This is a genomic window from Streptomyces sp. NPDC037288 (genome assembly GCF_055603265.1).
Map to the genome: position 1 here is coordinate 1 of NZ_JBVJVY010000052.1, position 13528 is coordinate 13528.

Annotated in this window: 11 protein-coding genes and 5 pseudogenes; 5 read left to right on the forward strand and 11 right to left on the reverse strand. The window is 67.7% G+C overall.

Annotated elements, in window-relative coordinates; all coding sequences use genetic code 11:
• Window positions 1-683: 683 nt before the first annotated feature.
• The 3 genes from ACZ7GZ_RS36410 to ACZ7GZ_RS36420 all read right to left on the reverse strand — a co-directional run bounded on the left by ACZ7GZ_RS36410 (window position 684) and on the right by ACZ7GZ_RS36420 (window position 3720).
• Window positions 684-1322: a glyoxalase gene (locus ACZ7GZ_RS36410; protein ID WP_471031091.1), complete on the reverse strand. Its 639-nt coding sequence runs from the start codon at window positions 1320-1322 to the stop codon at window positions 684-686.
• Window positions 1323-2265: 943 nt separating this feature from the next.
• Window positions 2266-2568 carry a DUF6506 family protein gene (locus ACZ7GZ_RS36415; RefSeq protein ID WP_471031094.1) on the reverse strand — a complete coding sequence of 101 codons (303 nt, stop codon included), beginning with the start codon at window positions 2566-2568 and terminating at the stop codon, window positions 2266-2268.
• Between the two features lie 165 nt (window positions 2569-2733).
• The gene (locus ACZ7GZ_RS36420; RefSeq protein WP_471031096.1) at window positions 2734-3720 is read right to left on the reverse strand and encodes an AraC-like ligand-binding domain-containing protein; all 987 of its coding nucleotides are present in this window, start codon (window positions 3718-3720) and stop codon (window positions 2734-2736) included.
• 706 nt (window positions 3721-4426) lie between these two features.
• On the opposite strand from ACZ7GZ_RS36420, the gene ACZ7GZ_RS36425 reads away from it, so the two are divergent.
• Together ACZ7GZ_RS36425 and ACZ7GZ_RS36430 are read left to right on the forward strand one after the other, a co-directional pair.
• Window positions 4427-4789 (forward strand): SH3 domain-containing protein, encoded by a 363-nt coding sequence (locus tag ACZ7GZ_RS36425; protein WP_471031099.1) that lies wholly within the window; start codon window positions 4427-4429, stop codon window positions 4787-4789.
• A gap of 134 nt (window positions 4790-4923) precedes the next feature.
• Complete coding sequence (locus ACZ7GZ_RS36430; protein ID WP_471031101.1) at window positions 4924-5466, forward strand: GNAT family N-acetyltransferase; 543 nt, start codon at window positions 4924-4926, stop codon at window positions 5464-5466.
• On the opposite strand, the pseudogene ACZ7GZ_RS36435 reads toward ACZ7GZ_RS36430, so the two are convergent.
• Both ACZ7GZ_RS36435 and ACZ7GZ_RS36440 read right to left on the reverse strand, forming a co-directional pair.
• Window positions 5450-5635: pseudogene (locus tag ACZ7GZ_RS36435) on the reverse strand (IS5 family transposase); the annotation flags it as partial. The gene ACZ7GZ_RS36430 and the pseudogene ACZ7GZ_RS36435 overlap by 17 nt on opposite strands.
• A pseudogene (locus ACZ7GZ_RS36440) lies at window positions 5635-5862 on the reverse strand (GNAT family N-acetyltransferase); the annotation flags it as partial. The pseudogenes ACZ7GZ_RS36440 and ACZ7GZ_RS36435, both read right to left, overlap by 1 nt.
• 485 nt (window positions 5863-6347) lie before the next feature.
• Here ACZ7GZ_RS36440 and ACZ7GZ_RS36445 point away from each other — a divergent pair.
• Window positions 6348-7565 (forward strand): PP2C family protein-serine/threonine phosphatase, encoded by a 1218-nt coding sequence (locus tag ACZ7GZ_RS36445; RefSeq protein WP_471031104.1) that lies wholly within the window; start codon window positions 6348-6350, stop codon window positions 7563-7565.
• Window positions 7566-7991: 426 nt separating this feature from the next.
• Here the strand turns inward: ACZ7GZ_RS36445 and ACZ7GZ_RS36450 are convergent.
• Window positions 7992-8318: pseudogene (locus tag ACZ7GZ_RS36450) on the reverse strand (ATP-dependent DNA ligase); the annotation flags it as partial.
• A 164-nt stretch (window positions 8319-8482) separates the two neighbouring features.
• On the opposite strand from ACZ7GZ_RS36450, the gene ACZ7GZ_RS36455 reads away from it, so the two are divergent.
• On the forward strand, window positions 8483-9367 hold the full coding sequence (locus ACZ7GZ_RS36455) for a hypothetical protein (RefSeq protein WP_471031107.1): 885 nt from the start codon (window positions 8483-8485) through the stop codon (window positions 9365-9367).
• Between the two features lie 603 nt (window positions 9368-9970).
• Window positions 9971-10369, forward strand: a complete 399-nt coding sequence (locus ACZ7GZ_RS36460) for a hypothetical protein (RefSeq protein ID WP_471031108.1) — start codon at window positions 9971-9973, stop codon at window positions 10367-10369.
• A gap of 451 nt (window positions 10370-10820) precedes the next feature.
• Here the strand turns inward: ACZ7GZ_RS36460 and ACZ7GZ_RS36465 are convergent.
• From ACZ7GZ_RS36465 to ACZ7GZ_RS36485, 5 genes and pseudogenes are all read right to left on the reverse strand, one after another.
• Window positions 10821-10994: pseudogene (locus tag ACZ7GZ_RS36465) on the reverse strand (Cmx/CmrA family chloramphenicol efflux MFS transporter); the annotation flags it as partial.
• A pseudogene (locus tag ACZ7GZ_RS36470) lies at window positions 10991-11722 on the reverse strand (ATP-binding cassette domain-containing protein). The pseudogenes ACZ7GZ_RS36465 and ACZ7GZ_RS36470, both read right to left, overlap by 4 nt.
• 308 nt (window positions 11723-12030) lie before the next feature.
• A complete protein-coding gene (locus ACZ7GZ_RS36475; RefSeq protein ID WP_471031110.1) occupies window positions 12031-12231 on the reverse strand; it encodes a hypothetical protein in 201 nt (66 codons plus the stop codon).
• A gap of 151 nt (window positions 12232-12382) precedes the next feature.
• Window positions 12383-13126, reverse strand: coding sequence for a sulfite exporter TauE/SafE family protein (locus ACZ7GZ_RS36480; RefSeq protein WP_471031112.1), 744 nt, complete (start codon window positions 13124-13126; stop codon window positions 12383-12385).
• Window positions 13123-13488, reverse strand: a complete 366-nt coding sequence (locus tag ACZ7GZ_RS36485) for a rhodanese-like domain-containing protein (protein ID WP_471031114.1) — start codon at window positions 13486-13488, stop codon at window positions 13123-13125. Before ACZ7GZ_RS36485 ends, ACZ7GZ_RS36480 begins: the two co-directional genes overlap by 4 nt.
• Between the last annotated feature and the right edge of the window lie 40 nt (window positions 13489-13528).

Sequence of the window (13528 nt, forward strand, 5' to 3'; positions counted from 1 at the left end):
ACAGACCCACCTTCCGAGCTCCAGGCCCTGATCGACGCGGTCACCAACGGACACGGCATTGACCTCTACCTCCGGATTTAACGAACTACCGGTAATAGTGACTGACCCCCACCACCACGACCGGCACCCAAGCCCTGACCGGGCACCTGACCCGACTGCGGCGCCGGTCGCTGGTCCTCAGCCCGACACGGACGCGTCCGCCGCGCCGCTGACCAAGCCGCCGAGGAGATCACCGCCATCCCCTGAGCGGCCACTCGGGCCCCCGGCCTGGCGTTTCGCGTGGCCCAGCGGGTACACGCTGGATGGGCGCATGGGCAGTCGGTCAGCGTCTGCTGGTGGGCGGCCGCGTTCACCGGGTTGCATTTCTACTGGGCCGTCGGGTGGTGATGTGGGGCTGAGCATCTCCACCGGTCCGCTGGCCACCGAGCGCTCACTGTGGTTGTCGTAGCCGGACTGTGGGGCGTGGGTGGGCCCTGCCTCCTCGGTGCCTTGCTGGAGGGTCTTCTCCGTCTCTGCCGGCCAGGGGCGGGGTGTGGGGAGGCGAGATCGGATGGGATGCCGCACGTCGGCGGGTGTGGCAGGTCAGCCCCGGCTCGCTGCTCAGACCCGGGGCTCGGTGGGCTGTTGGACGTGGGTGATGCTGATCGCGGCCCTGTCCCTCAGACAGGACGTAGTGGCTCCGCTCAGGTCGTAGCGGTCAGCGGGGCACTGACAGTGGCTTCCCAGACGAAGCCGTCCAGATCTCTGCAGGGGCCGGCAGCGCCGGAGAGCACGAGCCGGTGGGAGCCGGTGCCCTCTGCGGAGACGCCCACGTCCTTGGCAAGAGCGCGGCGCTTGTACAGCGCGAGCTTGACGTGGCCGGGGTCCGTAGCGAATTCGACGTACTTGCCGCCGTAACTCTTCCCCACGCTCAGGCCCCGATCGGCGTAGAACTGCTTGGTGGCCTTCACGTCCTCGACGCCCAGCAGGACCACGAACTCGTCGAAGTCCCGGGTGACCGGGCCGGTGTCCTTCTTCGCCGACGTCGCGATTTTCACCACCGTGCCGTCCGGGGCCTGGACAACACCGCCGTAGCCCCACAGCGACTTCGAGGCGGTCTTGAGACAGGTGGCACCGGCGTCGATGGCCCCCTCGATGAGGGCATCGGCGTTGCCCGGCTGGGAAACCACCAGCGACAGCGTGAATCCGCGGAAGCCTGTCGTAGGGTCGCCGGATGCCCGCAGGCGCAGGTGCGGCGAGTTTGGCCCGAGAAGGGTGGAGTAGAAGCGGGTGGCAGCCGCGAGGTCGGCCACCTCCAGGATGACGGCATCGATGGGGTTCATGCCTTCGACGGTAGGGCCGTCCGGGTGACCGGCGCTTCTCGAAAACTGACCGGTTGCGAACGACGCAGGGACGCCTCGGTCGGCGTCGCACAGGCTCTGCGACCCGCCGCCGCCTCCGGCGATCCAAACGGCACGTAAGCGGTGGAAACCCGTATGGGGCTTGCTCGAACTCAGAGGGGGGTTCCTTGCGCGCCCGTCTTGCCGTCTCAGCGGTGGCTGTCGCCGTGGCCGGTGTCTTCTTCAGTGCACCGGCCACGCTCGCGGCGGCACTGCCGTCGACCGACACTGGCTGGGCGCGCATCTGCCGGTCGGCCAGTTCCGCCGGCCCTTGTGCGGCGACGCACTCCACCGCCTGCTGATGATTCGGCCGCAGGTCGCCGGAGACTGTCCAGCCCCGCTCGGTCTCCTCTTCCCGGTCGCGCACCACACGCAGCACCTCTCATGGGAACGTCCGGGCAATCGCTCGCACAGCCGCGAGCGCCGCCTGCTCCGCGGCATCAGCGCTCAGGCCTTGGCGGGTCCTGTCCGCCGCCCAGTCAGTGATGTACGTGCAGCAGTAACCTGTCGGCGAAGCCACGTACTGGGGTCCTGGTCGGCCTTGGACCGGTTCGAGGCGGCCGGCACAGCGATCGGCGCGCGGTCGTCAAGTGCCGCCGGCCAGGCCGCACCTGCCGCGGGACTGCGTGGGTGTGTCGGTGAGTTTCGGCAACGCCAGAAGGGGTCCGGATCGATGACGGCAGTGGCGAGTACCGCCGGCGCAAGGACGTCGCCGACACGGACGACGAGCCGACGTACTGTTCCTTCAACCTCAGGGAGAAATCCCGACGGCACTCGCCGACTCGGCTGTGTTGCTCGCAACGAGCCGTGCCGAGACTGACAGGCACCGCACGTACCTGAGGGGCACAGCGTCCACCGTGCGCAACGGGCAGCAGCAGCAAGGTTTTTAGGTGTTGAAGATCGCGGCCACCTGGTCGACTGCCTCGGCACCATAACCAACAGTGCCCACAGGAACCGCACCGTCGATGGCCTGGATAATGTGCCCGGCCCACACAGGACCGAACCCTCCGCACAGTTCGATCAGTTGGGCGCCCTCGTTCACCAGCCGGCGCGCGACCTCGACACCTTCTTCGGGCGTCTCTACACCCACGAAGACGCACCGGCACTTTCCCGTGTCGACTACGCTGAAGTTTCCTCCTTCCACGCATCCAGCCGCTGTGTAGATGAATCCGAAATGTTTGAGTGCCATGTCGGCACGCTCTCCTCACTGCCACCGGTCCCCGTGACGCCTCGGCGCCGGCCGCCTCTTCCTCTTTCTGGCAGCCGGCTGCCCTGGGCAACACTCTTGCGTACGCGCCCAGTCAGTGTTGTTCCCGTACGGGGTGTCGGCGATGGCACCGCGTCCACAGCTTCGTTAGCTGCCCGTCGACTCGCTGGACGCTCCTGCCTGCTGCCGGTAGTCGTTCGGTGCGAGGCCAAAGGCACTGCGGAAGGCTCTGGTGAAGTCCGCCGCGCGGAGGAAGCCCCACCGGGCGGCGATGCGGTGGATGGGCAGCGCACGCAACGCGGGGTCGGTCAGGTCCCGGCGGGCGGCCTCCAGGCGCCGCAGACGAATCCAGGCTGCGACGGTGGCTTCCTCACCCTCGAACAAACGATGCAGGTAGCTGACCGACACATGGTGCGCTGCCGCGACAGTGGGGGGAGTCAGGTGCGGGTCGTGCAGATGACTTTGGATGTAGTGCTTGATGCGCAGTACGAGGGTGCGCTTGCGGGTATCGGGAGGTACCAGGGTTTCATCTTCGATGGCGTGCGCGAACAAGGCAGCGACCAGCTCCGCGGCGACCCTTCCCAGCCGTGCACCGTCGCCGGGCTCGTAGGTGTCGGCGTCCTTGACCACCTGAAGCAGGAACTGGGACAGCAGCGCGCTGATACCTCCCTGGGTCGGCATCCGCCGTGGCAGCATCCGGCTGGTCACCCTCTGCGGCAACGGGATGATCGACTTGGGGAGTTCCAGGCCCACGGTGGAAACAGGGTGTTCGCCCGTGCGTATCTCCCAAGGCAGCGAGGAATCGTTGAAATGCAGGTCAGAGGGCTCATAGACGCTCTCGTGATCGTCCCAGGTGCCCACGCCCGTCCCCTTCAGGATGAGCGAGACGTGATAGAGCTCCGGGTCGGAGCGGCGGATCAGCTTCGGGGTGCGCTGAATGATCAGTTGCTGGAACGTCTGCGGCCACACCGACACCGTGCCCAACTCCAGTATGCGCATCTGCGCATGGAAGTCACGTGCATGCTCGCTTCGCATGCGTACCGGAGCGTGCGTCTGTCCCACGGACTCCGCCCAGTAGGCCAGCCGATCCCCCGTCGGCACGTCGTCGCTTCGAATAACCGTTTCGTTCAGCACTTGCTCTCCCCGAGTCATGCGTCCCACGAACGCCAGCAAGAACGATACTGCGCACGCGGGGAACTACCCGGACGACGGGCAACGCGCAGTAGACGCGCTGCGAAGCCAGGCGTGGTCCGTGTGCTAACGCCAACTCCCCCGGTCAGAGACACACTAGGGGGTGCTTGCCCGACGACAGCCCGCACACCGCCGCACGAACACGCTTCGACATCCTCGTAGGTGCTCGCGGGTGCCAGGGCGAGCCGTCCACAACGGAGGAGATCGGCTTGGCCGGTACACGCGCGGTCGTGGATGAGTTCTACCGACGTTTCGGAAAAGGAGAGTTGTCCACACTCCACGAGCTGTTCGCCTCTCATATCGATTGGGAAATCTACGGCTCGGAGCGTGTGCCGTGGGTGGGATGGAGGATTTCTCCAGCGGACGGGTCTTGGTGGACGGAGAGGATGCTGTCGTCTTTGCCCACATGCGCCAGACCGTCAAAACAACTGGAAACTCTTCGATTCTCGCGGCGCATTTCGCTTCACCGTTGTCGGCGAGCAGATCTGCCGGTACATCACTTTCGAGGACAGCCTGGCCCTGGCACGTGCCTTTGAGGAAGGCCGATGAGAGGAAGGCTGCGCACGCCCGGTGGCATCGCGTGTCACAGCTCTCCCGACAGTCAGTCGAGCCTGGTTTGGGCCACGTATCAATCAGTTACGGAGTATTCATGAAGAACCTCACCCGCCCTTTGCTGGGGGCCCTGACGCCCGTCCTTGTGCTGGCCGCCATAACCATGAGCGCCCCTGCAGCTCAAGCAGTGACGCCAGTCGCTGCCTCCTGCGCCTACAACCCCGCCCATCCCAACCTCGACTCGGGCTCGGGGCATGTCCGGAAGGGGACGACGGCACCGCTGCGCAGCGGCCCGCTCTCCGGCTGTGGCGCGATCATGGAACTCAACTCCAGCTGGAAGCTCTACTACCACTGCCGTCTGGACACGGGCTGGACTCACCTTCGCATCGCAGGTACCAACATCGAGGGCTGGATATTTGCCGACAACCTCGACGACTACGGCGCCAACAAGGTCTGCTGACTTCGGCAGCAGGAGCGGCCAGCGCAGTTTCGACGGCGATGTGGTCGCGGGCCTGGCGTCGGTGCGTCAGGCGCGTGTACCGAACGTGCCTGGTGAGGATGGCAGAGAGCCCATTTGTGATCCAGAATGATTGGATGGTCACGCTTGAGACTCCCCGTTTGATCCTGCGTCGTTGGCGCGAGGAAGACGTTGCACCCATGGCTGCTATCAATGCCGACCCCGAGGTCATGCGGTGGATCCGTGACGGCAGCGTCCGCGACGAACAGCAGACTCGCGGCGGGATCCAGGCATGGGAGCGCGAGTGGGAGTCACAGGGCTTCGGCCTGTTCGCCGTGGAGATCCGGTCCACTGGCGAGCTGGCCGGGTTCACCGGCCTTTCGGTGCCCGACTTCCTGCCGGAGGTACTGCCGGCGGTTGAGGTCGGCTGGCGGCTTGGACGTTCCCACTGGGGGCAGGGCTTGGCCACCGAGGCCGCTGCGGCCGCTGTGCGGTTCGGGTTCGAAGAGCGAGGGCTGGAGCGGATCGTCAGCATCACTCAGGTGGGCAACGACGCCTCCGAACGGATCATGACCAAACTGGGGATGCGTCCGGTCCGTGAGACCGTCAATCCCACCGGCGGCCGGCGAGTACGAGTGTTCGAGTTGTCGTCGGACCAGTACGTCACAACCACTCGTTGATGGCGGCAACGAGGACGGTAGCCTCGTAGCGGACCGCGAGTCGGTCGTACCTGGTGGCCACGGCTCGATGTCTCTTGAGGCGATTGATGCCGCACTCGACCGCGTGCCGGGCCTTGTAGTCCCCTGGGTCGAACTTCGATGGCCGGCCTCCGCCGGACCCGCACTTCTTAGATGCACGTACCCGGTGCCGTCTGGGGTGACGAACCCGAAGATGTACCCACGGATTCCGTCCTCGGCCCGGGCAACCAGGCAAGTGGAACCGAACTCCTGTACCAGGGCCAGAAGGTGCAGCGACCGAAGGTCGCGTTCGCCCCAGTAACGGGAGTGATCAGACAGGACCTGGTGGAAGTCGGCCACCGCGGCCGGTGCGATGTGTATCCCCATGATGACGATCATGGCATGCGCCCTGGCCGTTACAGGCGGAGGTCCGCCGCGCGTCACCCCGCCGGGCTGCAGGATGCTCACGCTCTCGCCTGTGGCGTCGGACGATGGTCGACTCGACGCCGCCTCGCAGGGGCCGCCGTCCAGCATGAAGCCGACGGCATCACCAAGCGCCGCCCGGACGTGGTTCGTCGTTGTGGGACTGGTCTGGCCGAAGCGGTTGGCGGTCGGGGCCGTGACACCACCGCGGCGGCGCCGGGGGCCACCGGCCGGATGGGATCTGCGAGCCGTGCACGGTTGCGTCCGCTCCACCCTGCGTAACTACCACGGCGCCGTTCGCCGGCTCTGCGTCTTCCTGGGGAAGCCTGCCTACGGCTGGAGCGGCGAATACCTGCGGCACTTCGGCACCCACCCGGTACACGTGGTCTTCGACTGGAACGCGGCTGTGCACGCAGACAAGCCGCTGGACGGGATCAGTGTGAGACTGGGCGCGGGAAGGGGTGATCGTCGTGTCGGACCCACCGCGCGCGTCCGGCGGTCCCGACACCGCCGTCAACGAGCATCGGCTGGAAGAGCTGATCATCGAGGCGCAGACGGCCCTGCCAGTCGACCTGCCCGCCCTGGCGCACCGGTGCGCCTTGTCCCTCGACCTCGACACCGCGCTGATCTACCTAGCCGATCTGCAACAACAACTGCTCATCCCACTCGACGAGGCCATGGAGCCGCTGCCGGTGGAGGGCTCGTCGGCCGGCTGGGCCTACCGCACACTCTCCCCGCGGGTGGCTGACACCGACGACGGCTCGATCATCTGGATGCCTCTGGTCGACGGTGTGGAACGGCTGGGTGTGCTGGCGGTGTCTACCGCCTCCGTCGACGAGGTGCGGATGCGCCGCACACGAATGCTGGCCCACCTGTTCGCCATGCTGATCACCTCCAAACGCGCCTACAGCGACTGGCTCGCCGCCCGCACCCGCACCGCGACCATGCGGCTGCCCGCCGAGATGCTGCGAGCCTTCCTGCCACCCCGCACCATCGGCAGCACCAGATGCGTCTCGACCGCGGTCCTGGAACCGGCGTACGACATCGCCGGCGACGCCTTCGACCACTCAGTGGTCAAGAACATCCTGCACACCATGATCCTCGACGCCATGGGTCACGATCTGACCGCCGGCCTGACCACGTCGGTCGCCATGGCAGCGGCACGGAACGCCCGCCGCGGCGGTGGCGGGCTGGCCGATGTCGTCGGCGCCGTCGACCAGGCGCTCGCCCAGTGGCTGCCCGACCACTTCTGCACCGGTGTGCTGTGCCGGCTCGATGCCGAGACCGGGGTGCTGCGCTGGGTCAATTGCGGTCACCCCCCACCGCTGCTGATCCGAGGCGAGCGGGTCCTCGCCGGGGCGCTGGACAGCCCCCCGCAGCCGCCGATCGGCCTGGCCGGCCTACTTGCCCCGGCAGCCCGGGATGCTCACGAGACGACTCTGGAGCCGGGCGACTGCGTCCTGCTCTACACCGACGGTGTCGTGGAGGCGCGGGATGCGGACGGTGCGGAGTTCGGCCTCGACCGGTTCACCGACTTCATCATCCGTTCCAACGCCGCCGGCCAGCGCCCGGCGGAGGTCCTGAGGCTCCTGATCCACGCCATCCTCGAGTACCAGCGCAACCAACTGCGGGACGATGCGACCATCCTGCTCTTCGAATGGCGCCCGCAGTACGGGTGACGCGGGATTGCGCCGAGCCTCTAGGGCTCGGCGTCGTGTTCGCAAGGTGTCCAGCAGTAACGTGCCGAGCGGCCGCCCGGTCCCCTGCTGCATCGCTCGGGGGGCTCCGTGATCCTGCGCTGTGTCCACGTTGATCTCCGCGACCGGTTCCGGCTCGACAAGGATGGCGTCCAGCGGCGTACGTGACCCCCAGGATCTCGTGAACCGCACGCCCTCCCCGAGATGCTCTGGTCTGGCTGCGGTCAGCTGGCCGGCGAGGCGCCGGGCCTGGTCCGGGTGCAGTTGGGTCCCGCGGGCGACGAGCCGTAGCACCCGACCTTCGTCACAGCGGCCCGGGGGAACGGTCTGGGGCCGGCGCGGGCTGCCGGTTACGGCGCTGACGATGCCCACGGTGGTGCGCCGACGACGGCTCTGGTACCAGCCTCGGACGCCCGGCAGACACCTTTGCTGCCGACCTTTGATCACGAGCCCTTCCACGCCGGGGACATCGGTCCCGGAGGTCAGCCAGTCCTGAGCGGTCCGGACGTCGCTTGTCTTGGGGCACAACGTCCACAGCGCAGCTGGCGCGTGCTCGGCGAACAGTTCCCCCAGCCTTGCGCGCCGATGAGCGCAGGGCTCATGGAACAGCTCCTGGCCGTCGACCTGGAGGGCATCGAACGCGTGGTGCAGGTTCGCGCCGGAGATCCCGATGCACAGGGACAGGCCGGTCCGCTCTGTGACCAAGCCCCGTTGAGTGCTGAACATATCACCCATAGAGACGAATCAGCAGGCATATGCCAAAGATCGAACATACGCTCTTACTTGCTCGGCGTCTTCGGCGAGCTGGAATTGCCGGTCGGCCGCCCGCTTGCGGACCGCTGTCCCATACGAGCGGACCATCGCGCTGGCACGGAACGGAACGGAAAGAGGCGAGTTCGATGTTGCTGGCCCAGGTCGCTCTTGTATCCGAAACCAACCAGATCACCGCCGCGCAGCTCAGCCGTGTGACGGCCGCGCTGCAGAAGCAGGTCACCCGGGACTTCGGCCCGCTCTGGAACGTCTCCGCGACCGTGGACGCGTTCGACCGATTGGAGGACGTCCCCGTCGGGTACTGGCCGGTCATCGTGGCCGACGACATCAATGAGCCAGCCGGTGTCGACGGAATCCACCTCGATGAGCACGGACAACCGTTCGCCCTCGTCCAGTACAGCGACAGTTGGTCGCTCACGGCGAGTCACGAGGTTCTGGAAATGCTGGCCGACCCGGGCGGCAACAGGCTCATGGCAGGCCACTCCCCCAAGCCCGACCAGGGTGTGGTCGAATTCCTGGTCGAGGTGGCCGATCCCCCGGAGGACCCGCAGTTCGGGTACACCGTGAACGGATTCCTCGTCTCGGATTTCATCACGCCGCACTTCTACGATCCGGTGACGGCCGACGGTGTCCGCTACAGCTTCGGGGGCAACATCAAGGAGCCCCGTTCGATCCGCGAGGGCGGGTACATCACCTGGCTCGACCGCACGACCAATCTCTGGTGGCAGCAGGTCTGGTTCGGCACATCCAAGCCGGTATTCCGCAAGCTGGGGCGCATGACGAACCGCATCGGCAGTATCCGGTCCGCGGTCGACGCGAAGACGGAGACGGCTCGCCGCATCGCCCAGGCTGGATCGCAGTCCCTCAAGTTCGCCGACGCCCGCACACTGACCGCGCAGATCAAGAAGACCACTGCCTCGCGGGCGCAGGGCTGGCGGGACCAGATCGACGCCCTGAAGGCGGGCAAGATCGTCGAGGCTTCCTGGGAGGGGGGCGAGGAGGAGAATGAGTAGTACGCCATCCCTGGGAACGGGAGGACTGCCATGGGCGAAGCAGACGAAAAGGAGAGAAGGGCTCGCGCGGCCCGGTTGCGTCAGCAGATCGAGAGGATGAAGGCGGGGGCGTCGGGGTCGCGACAGCCGCGCACGGATGAACCATCCGACGGCGAGAGTATGCGCGAGTACACCCAGCGGCGCATGCGCGAGCACGAGACCGCCGAACCGGACGAGTAGACGGAACGGGATCATGCAGAAGGCCTTGGGGCGACGGTAATCCGTGTGCCGTCGCCGGGGCGCAGGCCGGGAATCGTGCCCTCGTCGCCGTAGCTCGGACATGCGCCGCGCAGAAGGAGAGGCTTGTCGCGCCAGGTGCGGCAGACGTGGGTCGGAGGCAGTGCCTCTCACCTGGGATGACTGGGTTGGCTGTCAAACAGGACATCTCGGTATGTGCGCCGTGAGGCAGCACGGTGGTCATCCGACACCAGTTACGAGGTAGTGACAATCGGGGGCCAACTTCTTAGCGCGCCAACTGCTCTTCTTCGGTGAAAGCGCGGCAACTGGGCAGTAGCTAACCCTAGTTGACGCAAAGGCAACGAAGAAATGCAAGGAGACCCGAGCATGAAGCTTGGTATGAAGCGGCTTGCGGCAGTCGGCGCGCTGGGCGTGACCTCAGCAGTACTGGCTGTATCCCCGGCGTTCGCGAAGAGCGACATCTCGATTCAGGCCACCCCCCACACCGTGCATGCCGGCCACGTGGTGAAGGTGCACGGCCAGGGTGGCGACGACGCCGAGCGGTACACCATGCTCGTCATACAGGAGCGGTCCGGCAAACCCGGCCACTGGGGCCACTGGCGCGCCGTCGCGCGGAGCTTCGACGCCGATGCGCGCGCAAACATCAAGGTCACGCACACGGGCGAGCTCCAGTTCCGTTCAGTGCTGTACTCGACCGATAGCCACCACCAGCACGCGAAGACGGACCGCACCTCCACGCCAGTGACCGTCCACGTCGTCCGCTAAAGGCTGTCCCGCAACGAAGTCCGGCGTCTCAGGCGTGCTGGCGCTCGTTGCCGCCGCGGTCCGGATCTGGGACGGGAGCCTGCGTGCCTGAGCTGCGCTGTGAAGTGGTTCGGTGGGTGAATGACGAGCCGTTCCCCGGCATGGAGTCGGGCGATGCCCGAGCATGGCTTGTGAACGCCGTGCCCCTTGAGACGGCAGTCCCTCAGGTCCAGGTGAACCGTATGGTCCGGGTAGGGGGCCACGATCCGTTTCGGCGGGCGCCGGTTGACGGACCCATGTGTATCGAGGAACCGGCGGTGGTCGATACCCAAGTACGCGTCGTACCGCTTCTTCCACTTGAACTGGCAGGCGCGGGAGATGCCGGCCTCGGCGGCCACATGGGCGATCGGGGGGCGCGGTAGCGCTCCACGAGCCTTCGCGTCCCCCGATGTTCAAGGGGCGTTCGTATGCGTCACTGGAGCACCTCGTCGCTTCGGCGGACTGCGATCACAGTGCGGAGGGGGAACACGATGAGCAGCGCGACAGCGACGAGTAGGCCGCTTGCCCACAGTGGCCCGAGGTTCCCGAGCGCGGTGCTGAGGGTGGTCGCGGCGATGAGCGGGCCGACGGCGGCGCCGACATTCACGTCGCCTCGTCGAGCACGATCAGCCGGGCGGGCGACAGGTAGGCGCGGGCCAGGGCGATCAGCTGGCGTTGGCCGGCGGAGAGGGCGTCGGGGTCCACGAGACCGTCGTAGCCACCGGTCGTAGACACCAGATCCGTCAGGCCGAATTCCGTGACCGCGCGGTCGATCCGACGGTCGTCCACTGGATCGGCTGCCAGCTAGCCGAGGTTCTCCCGGAGCGTCCCGGTGAAGACGTACGCCTCCTGTGGCAGATAGGCCCGCAGTGCGGCCTGTCGACCGGGCGCGAGCGAGGAGAGGTCGACGCCGTCGAGGAGGACCCGGCCGCGGGTGGGTCTGCGGGTGCCGGCCAGCAGGGAGGCCAGTGTCGACTTGCCGATACCGCTGGGGCCCACGACCGCGATGTGCTCGCCGGGCGCCACGCGCAGGTCGATGCCGCTGAGGACGTCATTCGCGCCCCCCGGATAGGAGAAGGACGCCGACTCCAGGACCACCTCGACCCCGGCGGCTCCCTCCCTCCCCGACTCTGGGGGAGGATGCGGAGGGCCGACGGCAGCAGAGCCGCGTTCGAGAAGCGCCGCAGAGCGCGGGAGACCTTCCGCGCTAGCGCGATCCTGCTGGTCATGGGAGCGCTCTCCGCGGGCGGCACACAGCGTGCCCTGGAGGCCGACGTGGCGGGAGTGATCTCCGACGACGCCTCTGCCGACGAACTTGTCGAGGCGATCAGGCACCTGAGCTGCGGCCAGCGCATCGTCGGCACCGACGTCGCCGTCATGGGCAGCGCCCGGACGCCGAACCCACTGACCCCGCGGGAGTCGGAGATCGTCGGTCTGGCGGCCGAGGGCGAGAGCCCCGAGGAGACGGCGCGAGGCGTCACGAAGGCGAGGATCCGGTCGGTGGGTCCGAAGGCACCGTGGTTGCTGCGGTGCAGGCGCAGCGCGACCTCAAGACGGTGGTGTCCGTCCGCCAGGAGCAGGAGCCTTTCCACGTGCCGCAGAGCTGCTCGACCTCGGCAGGCCCCGGCAGGGGCTGGAGCGGTTCACCGCCCTGAGCGGGTGACGACCCCCCGTGCGGCCTGCTGCCCAGCGTCGTCGCCCGCTACCTCTTCCACACCGCTCAGGCACACTTCGACCTGGGTGAGATCGTCGACGCCGCCCACACCACCCTGTGTGCCGTGGACGGCCTCCGCGGCATGCCGTCCGCCCACACCCGCCGTCTCCGCCGCCTGTTCCAGAGCCATGACACCATGCCCGAGGTCCGCGCATTTCTTGAGCAGACCGGCTGAAGCGTGTGACGCGTGGTCCTGAGCCGGACGTCTGACGACGTCGCCCAACTGGCCGCCGCGTCCCTGACGCCGTGTCGTTTCCGTTGGCCGCATGTCGCCGACATGGTCAGAGGAGCACATCGACGAGCATGAAGGCGGCGACCGCGAGGAGGACGTAGGCGAAGATCCGCTGAAGTGTCGTCCCCCTGATCCTGCGGGAGAGGCGTTTGCCGTCCCAGGCGCCCAGGATCGCCGCCGCGGTGAACGGTGCGACGACCGACCAGTCCAGCTGCCTGCCGGTGCCGGCCCGGGCGGCGAGGGCGGCCAGGGAGTTGGTCGTGATGACCAGCAGGCTGGTGCCGACCGCCCGGCGCATGGTCAGTCCGAGGACGCTCACCAGCGCGGGTACTGCGAGGAAGCCGCCGCCCACGCCGAGGAATCCGGTGACCGTGCCGAGTCCGGCGCCGACCGCTCCGGCCTTGCCGGGCTGCACCTTGCCGGACGGCTCGGCACCCGCGGGCCGCAGCATACGCAGCGCGGCGAGTGCGGCTATGGCGGCGAAGGCGCTGGTCAGCATGGTCGCGGGCAGATGCCCGGAGACAGCTCCGGCAACCATCGCGGGCACGATGCCCGCGGCGGCGAAGAGCAGCCCCGTGCGCCAGGCCACGTTGCCGTCCCGGGCGTGGGCGGTCAGTGCCGTGACCGAGGTAAGGGTGACGATGACCAGGCTGGCCGTCGTCGCTGCCGCCGGGGTGAAGTGGAGCAGGTAGATCAGCGCGGGGACGGCGAGGACGCTGCCGCCTCCGCCGAGGCCGCCCAGGGCCAGGCCGATGACGGCACCGGCAACGAGCGCGAGGATCAGGGCGGTCATGCTATAGAGCCGTTGTTCCGGCGTTCATCGACGACCGGGTGACCGGCGACGGCCCCCGCCTGCATGCCGCCCTTCACGTCGACGGTGTCGGCGCCGCGTGCGGCCGGCAGATCGGCGGCCTGCTGCGAGCGGTGCCCACTGCGGCAGATCACCGCCGGCGGCCGTGCCTGAGCCACGCCGGGCAGTGCCTCACCGGCGGCCGGACGGGACAGTGGCGCGTGGACGGCGCCGGGCGCATGGCCGGTCCTCCACTCGAGCTGCTCGCGTACGTCCAACAGGACGGCCGCCGGGTCGGGGCCCTGGGTGCGCCGGTGGGCCTCGTCGACGGTGACGCGGTCCGCGCCACGACGGAAGAGGGGCATCGCACAACCTCTCGAGAGTTCTGCAGCCGACCGAACGGAT

Bases quoted from the DNA above. Each gene is read 5' to 3' on its own strand.
- ACZ7GZ_RS36485 (WP_471031114.1), bottom strand. From the start codon at position 13,488: ATGCCCCTCTTCCGTCGTGGCGCGGACCGCGTCACCGTCGACGAGGCC.
- ACZ7GZ_RS36480 (WP_471031112.1), bottom strand. From the start codon at position 13,126: ATGACCGCCCTGATCCTCGCGCTCGTTGCCGGTGCCGTCATCGGCCTG.
- ACZ7GZ_RS36410 (WP_471031091.1), bottom strand. From the start codon at position 1,322: ATGAACCCCATCGATGCCGTCATCCTGGAGGTGGCCGACCTCGCGGCT.
- ACZ7GZ_RS36455 (WP_471031107.1), top strand. From the start codon at position 8,483: ATGTTGCTGGCCCAGGTCGCTCTTGTATCCGAAACCAACCAGATCACC.
- ACZ7GZ_RS36475 (WP_471031110.1), bottom strand. From the start codon at position 12,231: ATGGCTCTGGAACAGGCGGCGGAGACGGCGGGTGTGGGCGGACGGCAT.
- ACZ7GZ_RS36430 (WP_471031101.1), top strand. From the start codon at position 4,924: ATGGTCACGCTTGAGACTCCCCGTTTGATCCTGCGTCGTTGGCGCGAG.
- ACZ7GZ_RS36460 (WP_471031108.1), top strand. From the start codon at position 9,971: ATGAAGCTTGGTATGAAGCGGCTTGCGGCAGTCGGCGCGCTGGGCGTG.
- ACZ7GZ_RS36425 (WP_471031099.1), top strand. From the start codon at position 4,427: ATGAAGAACCTCACCCGCCCTTTGCTGGGGGCCCTGACGCCCGTCCTT.
- ACZ7GZ_RS36415 (WP_471031094.1), bottom strand. From the start codon at position 2,568: ATGGCACTCAAACATTTCGGATTCATCTACACAGCGGCTGGATGCGTG.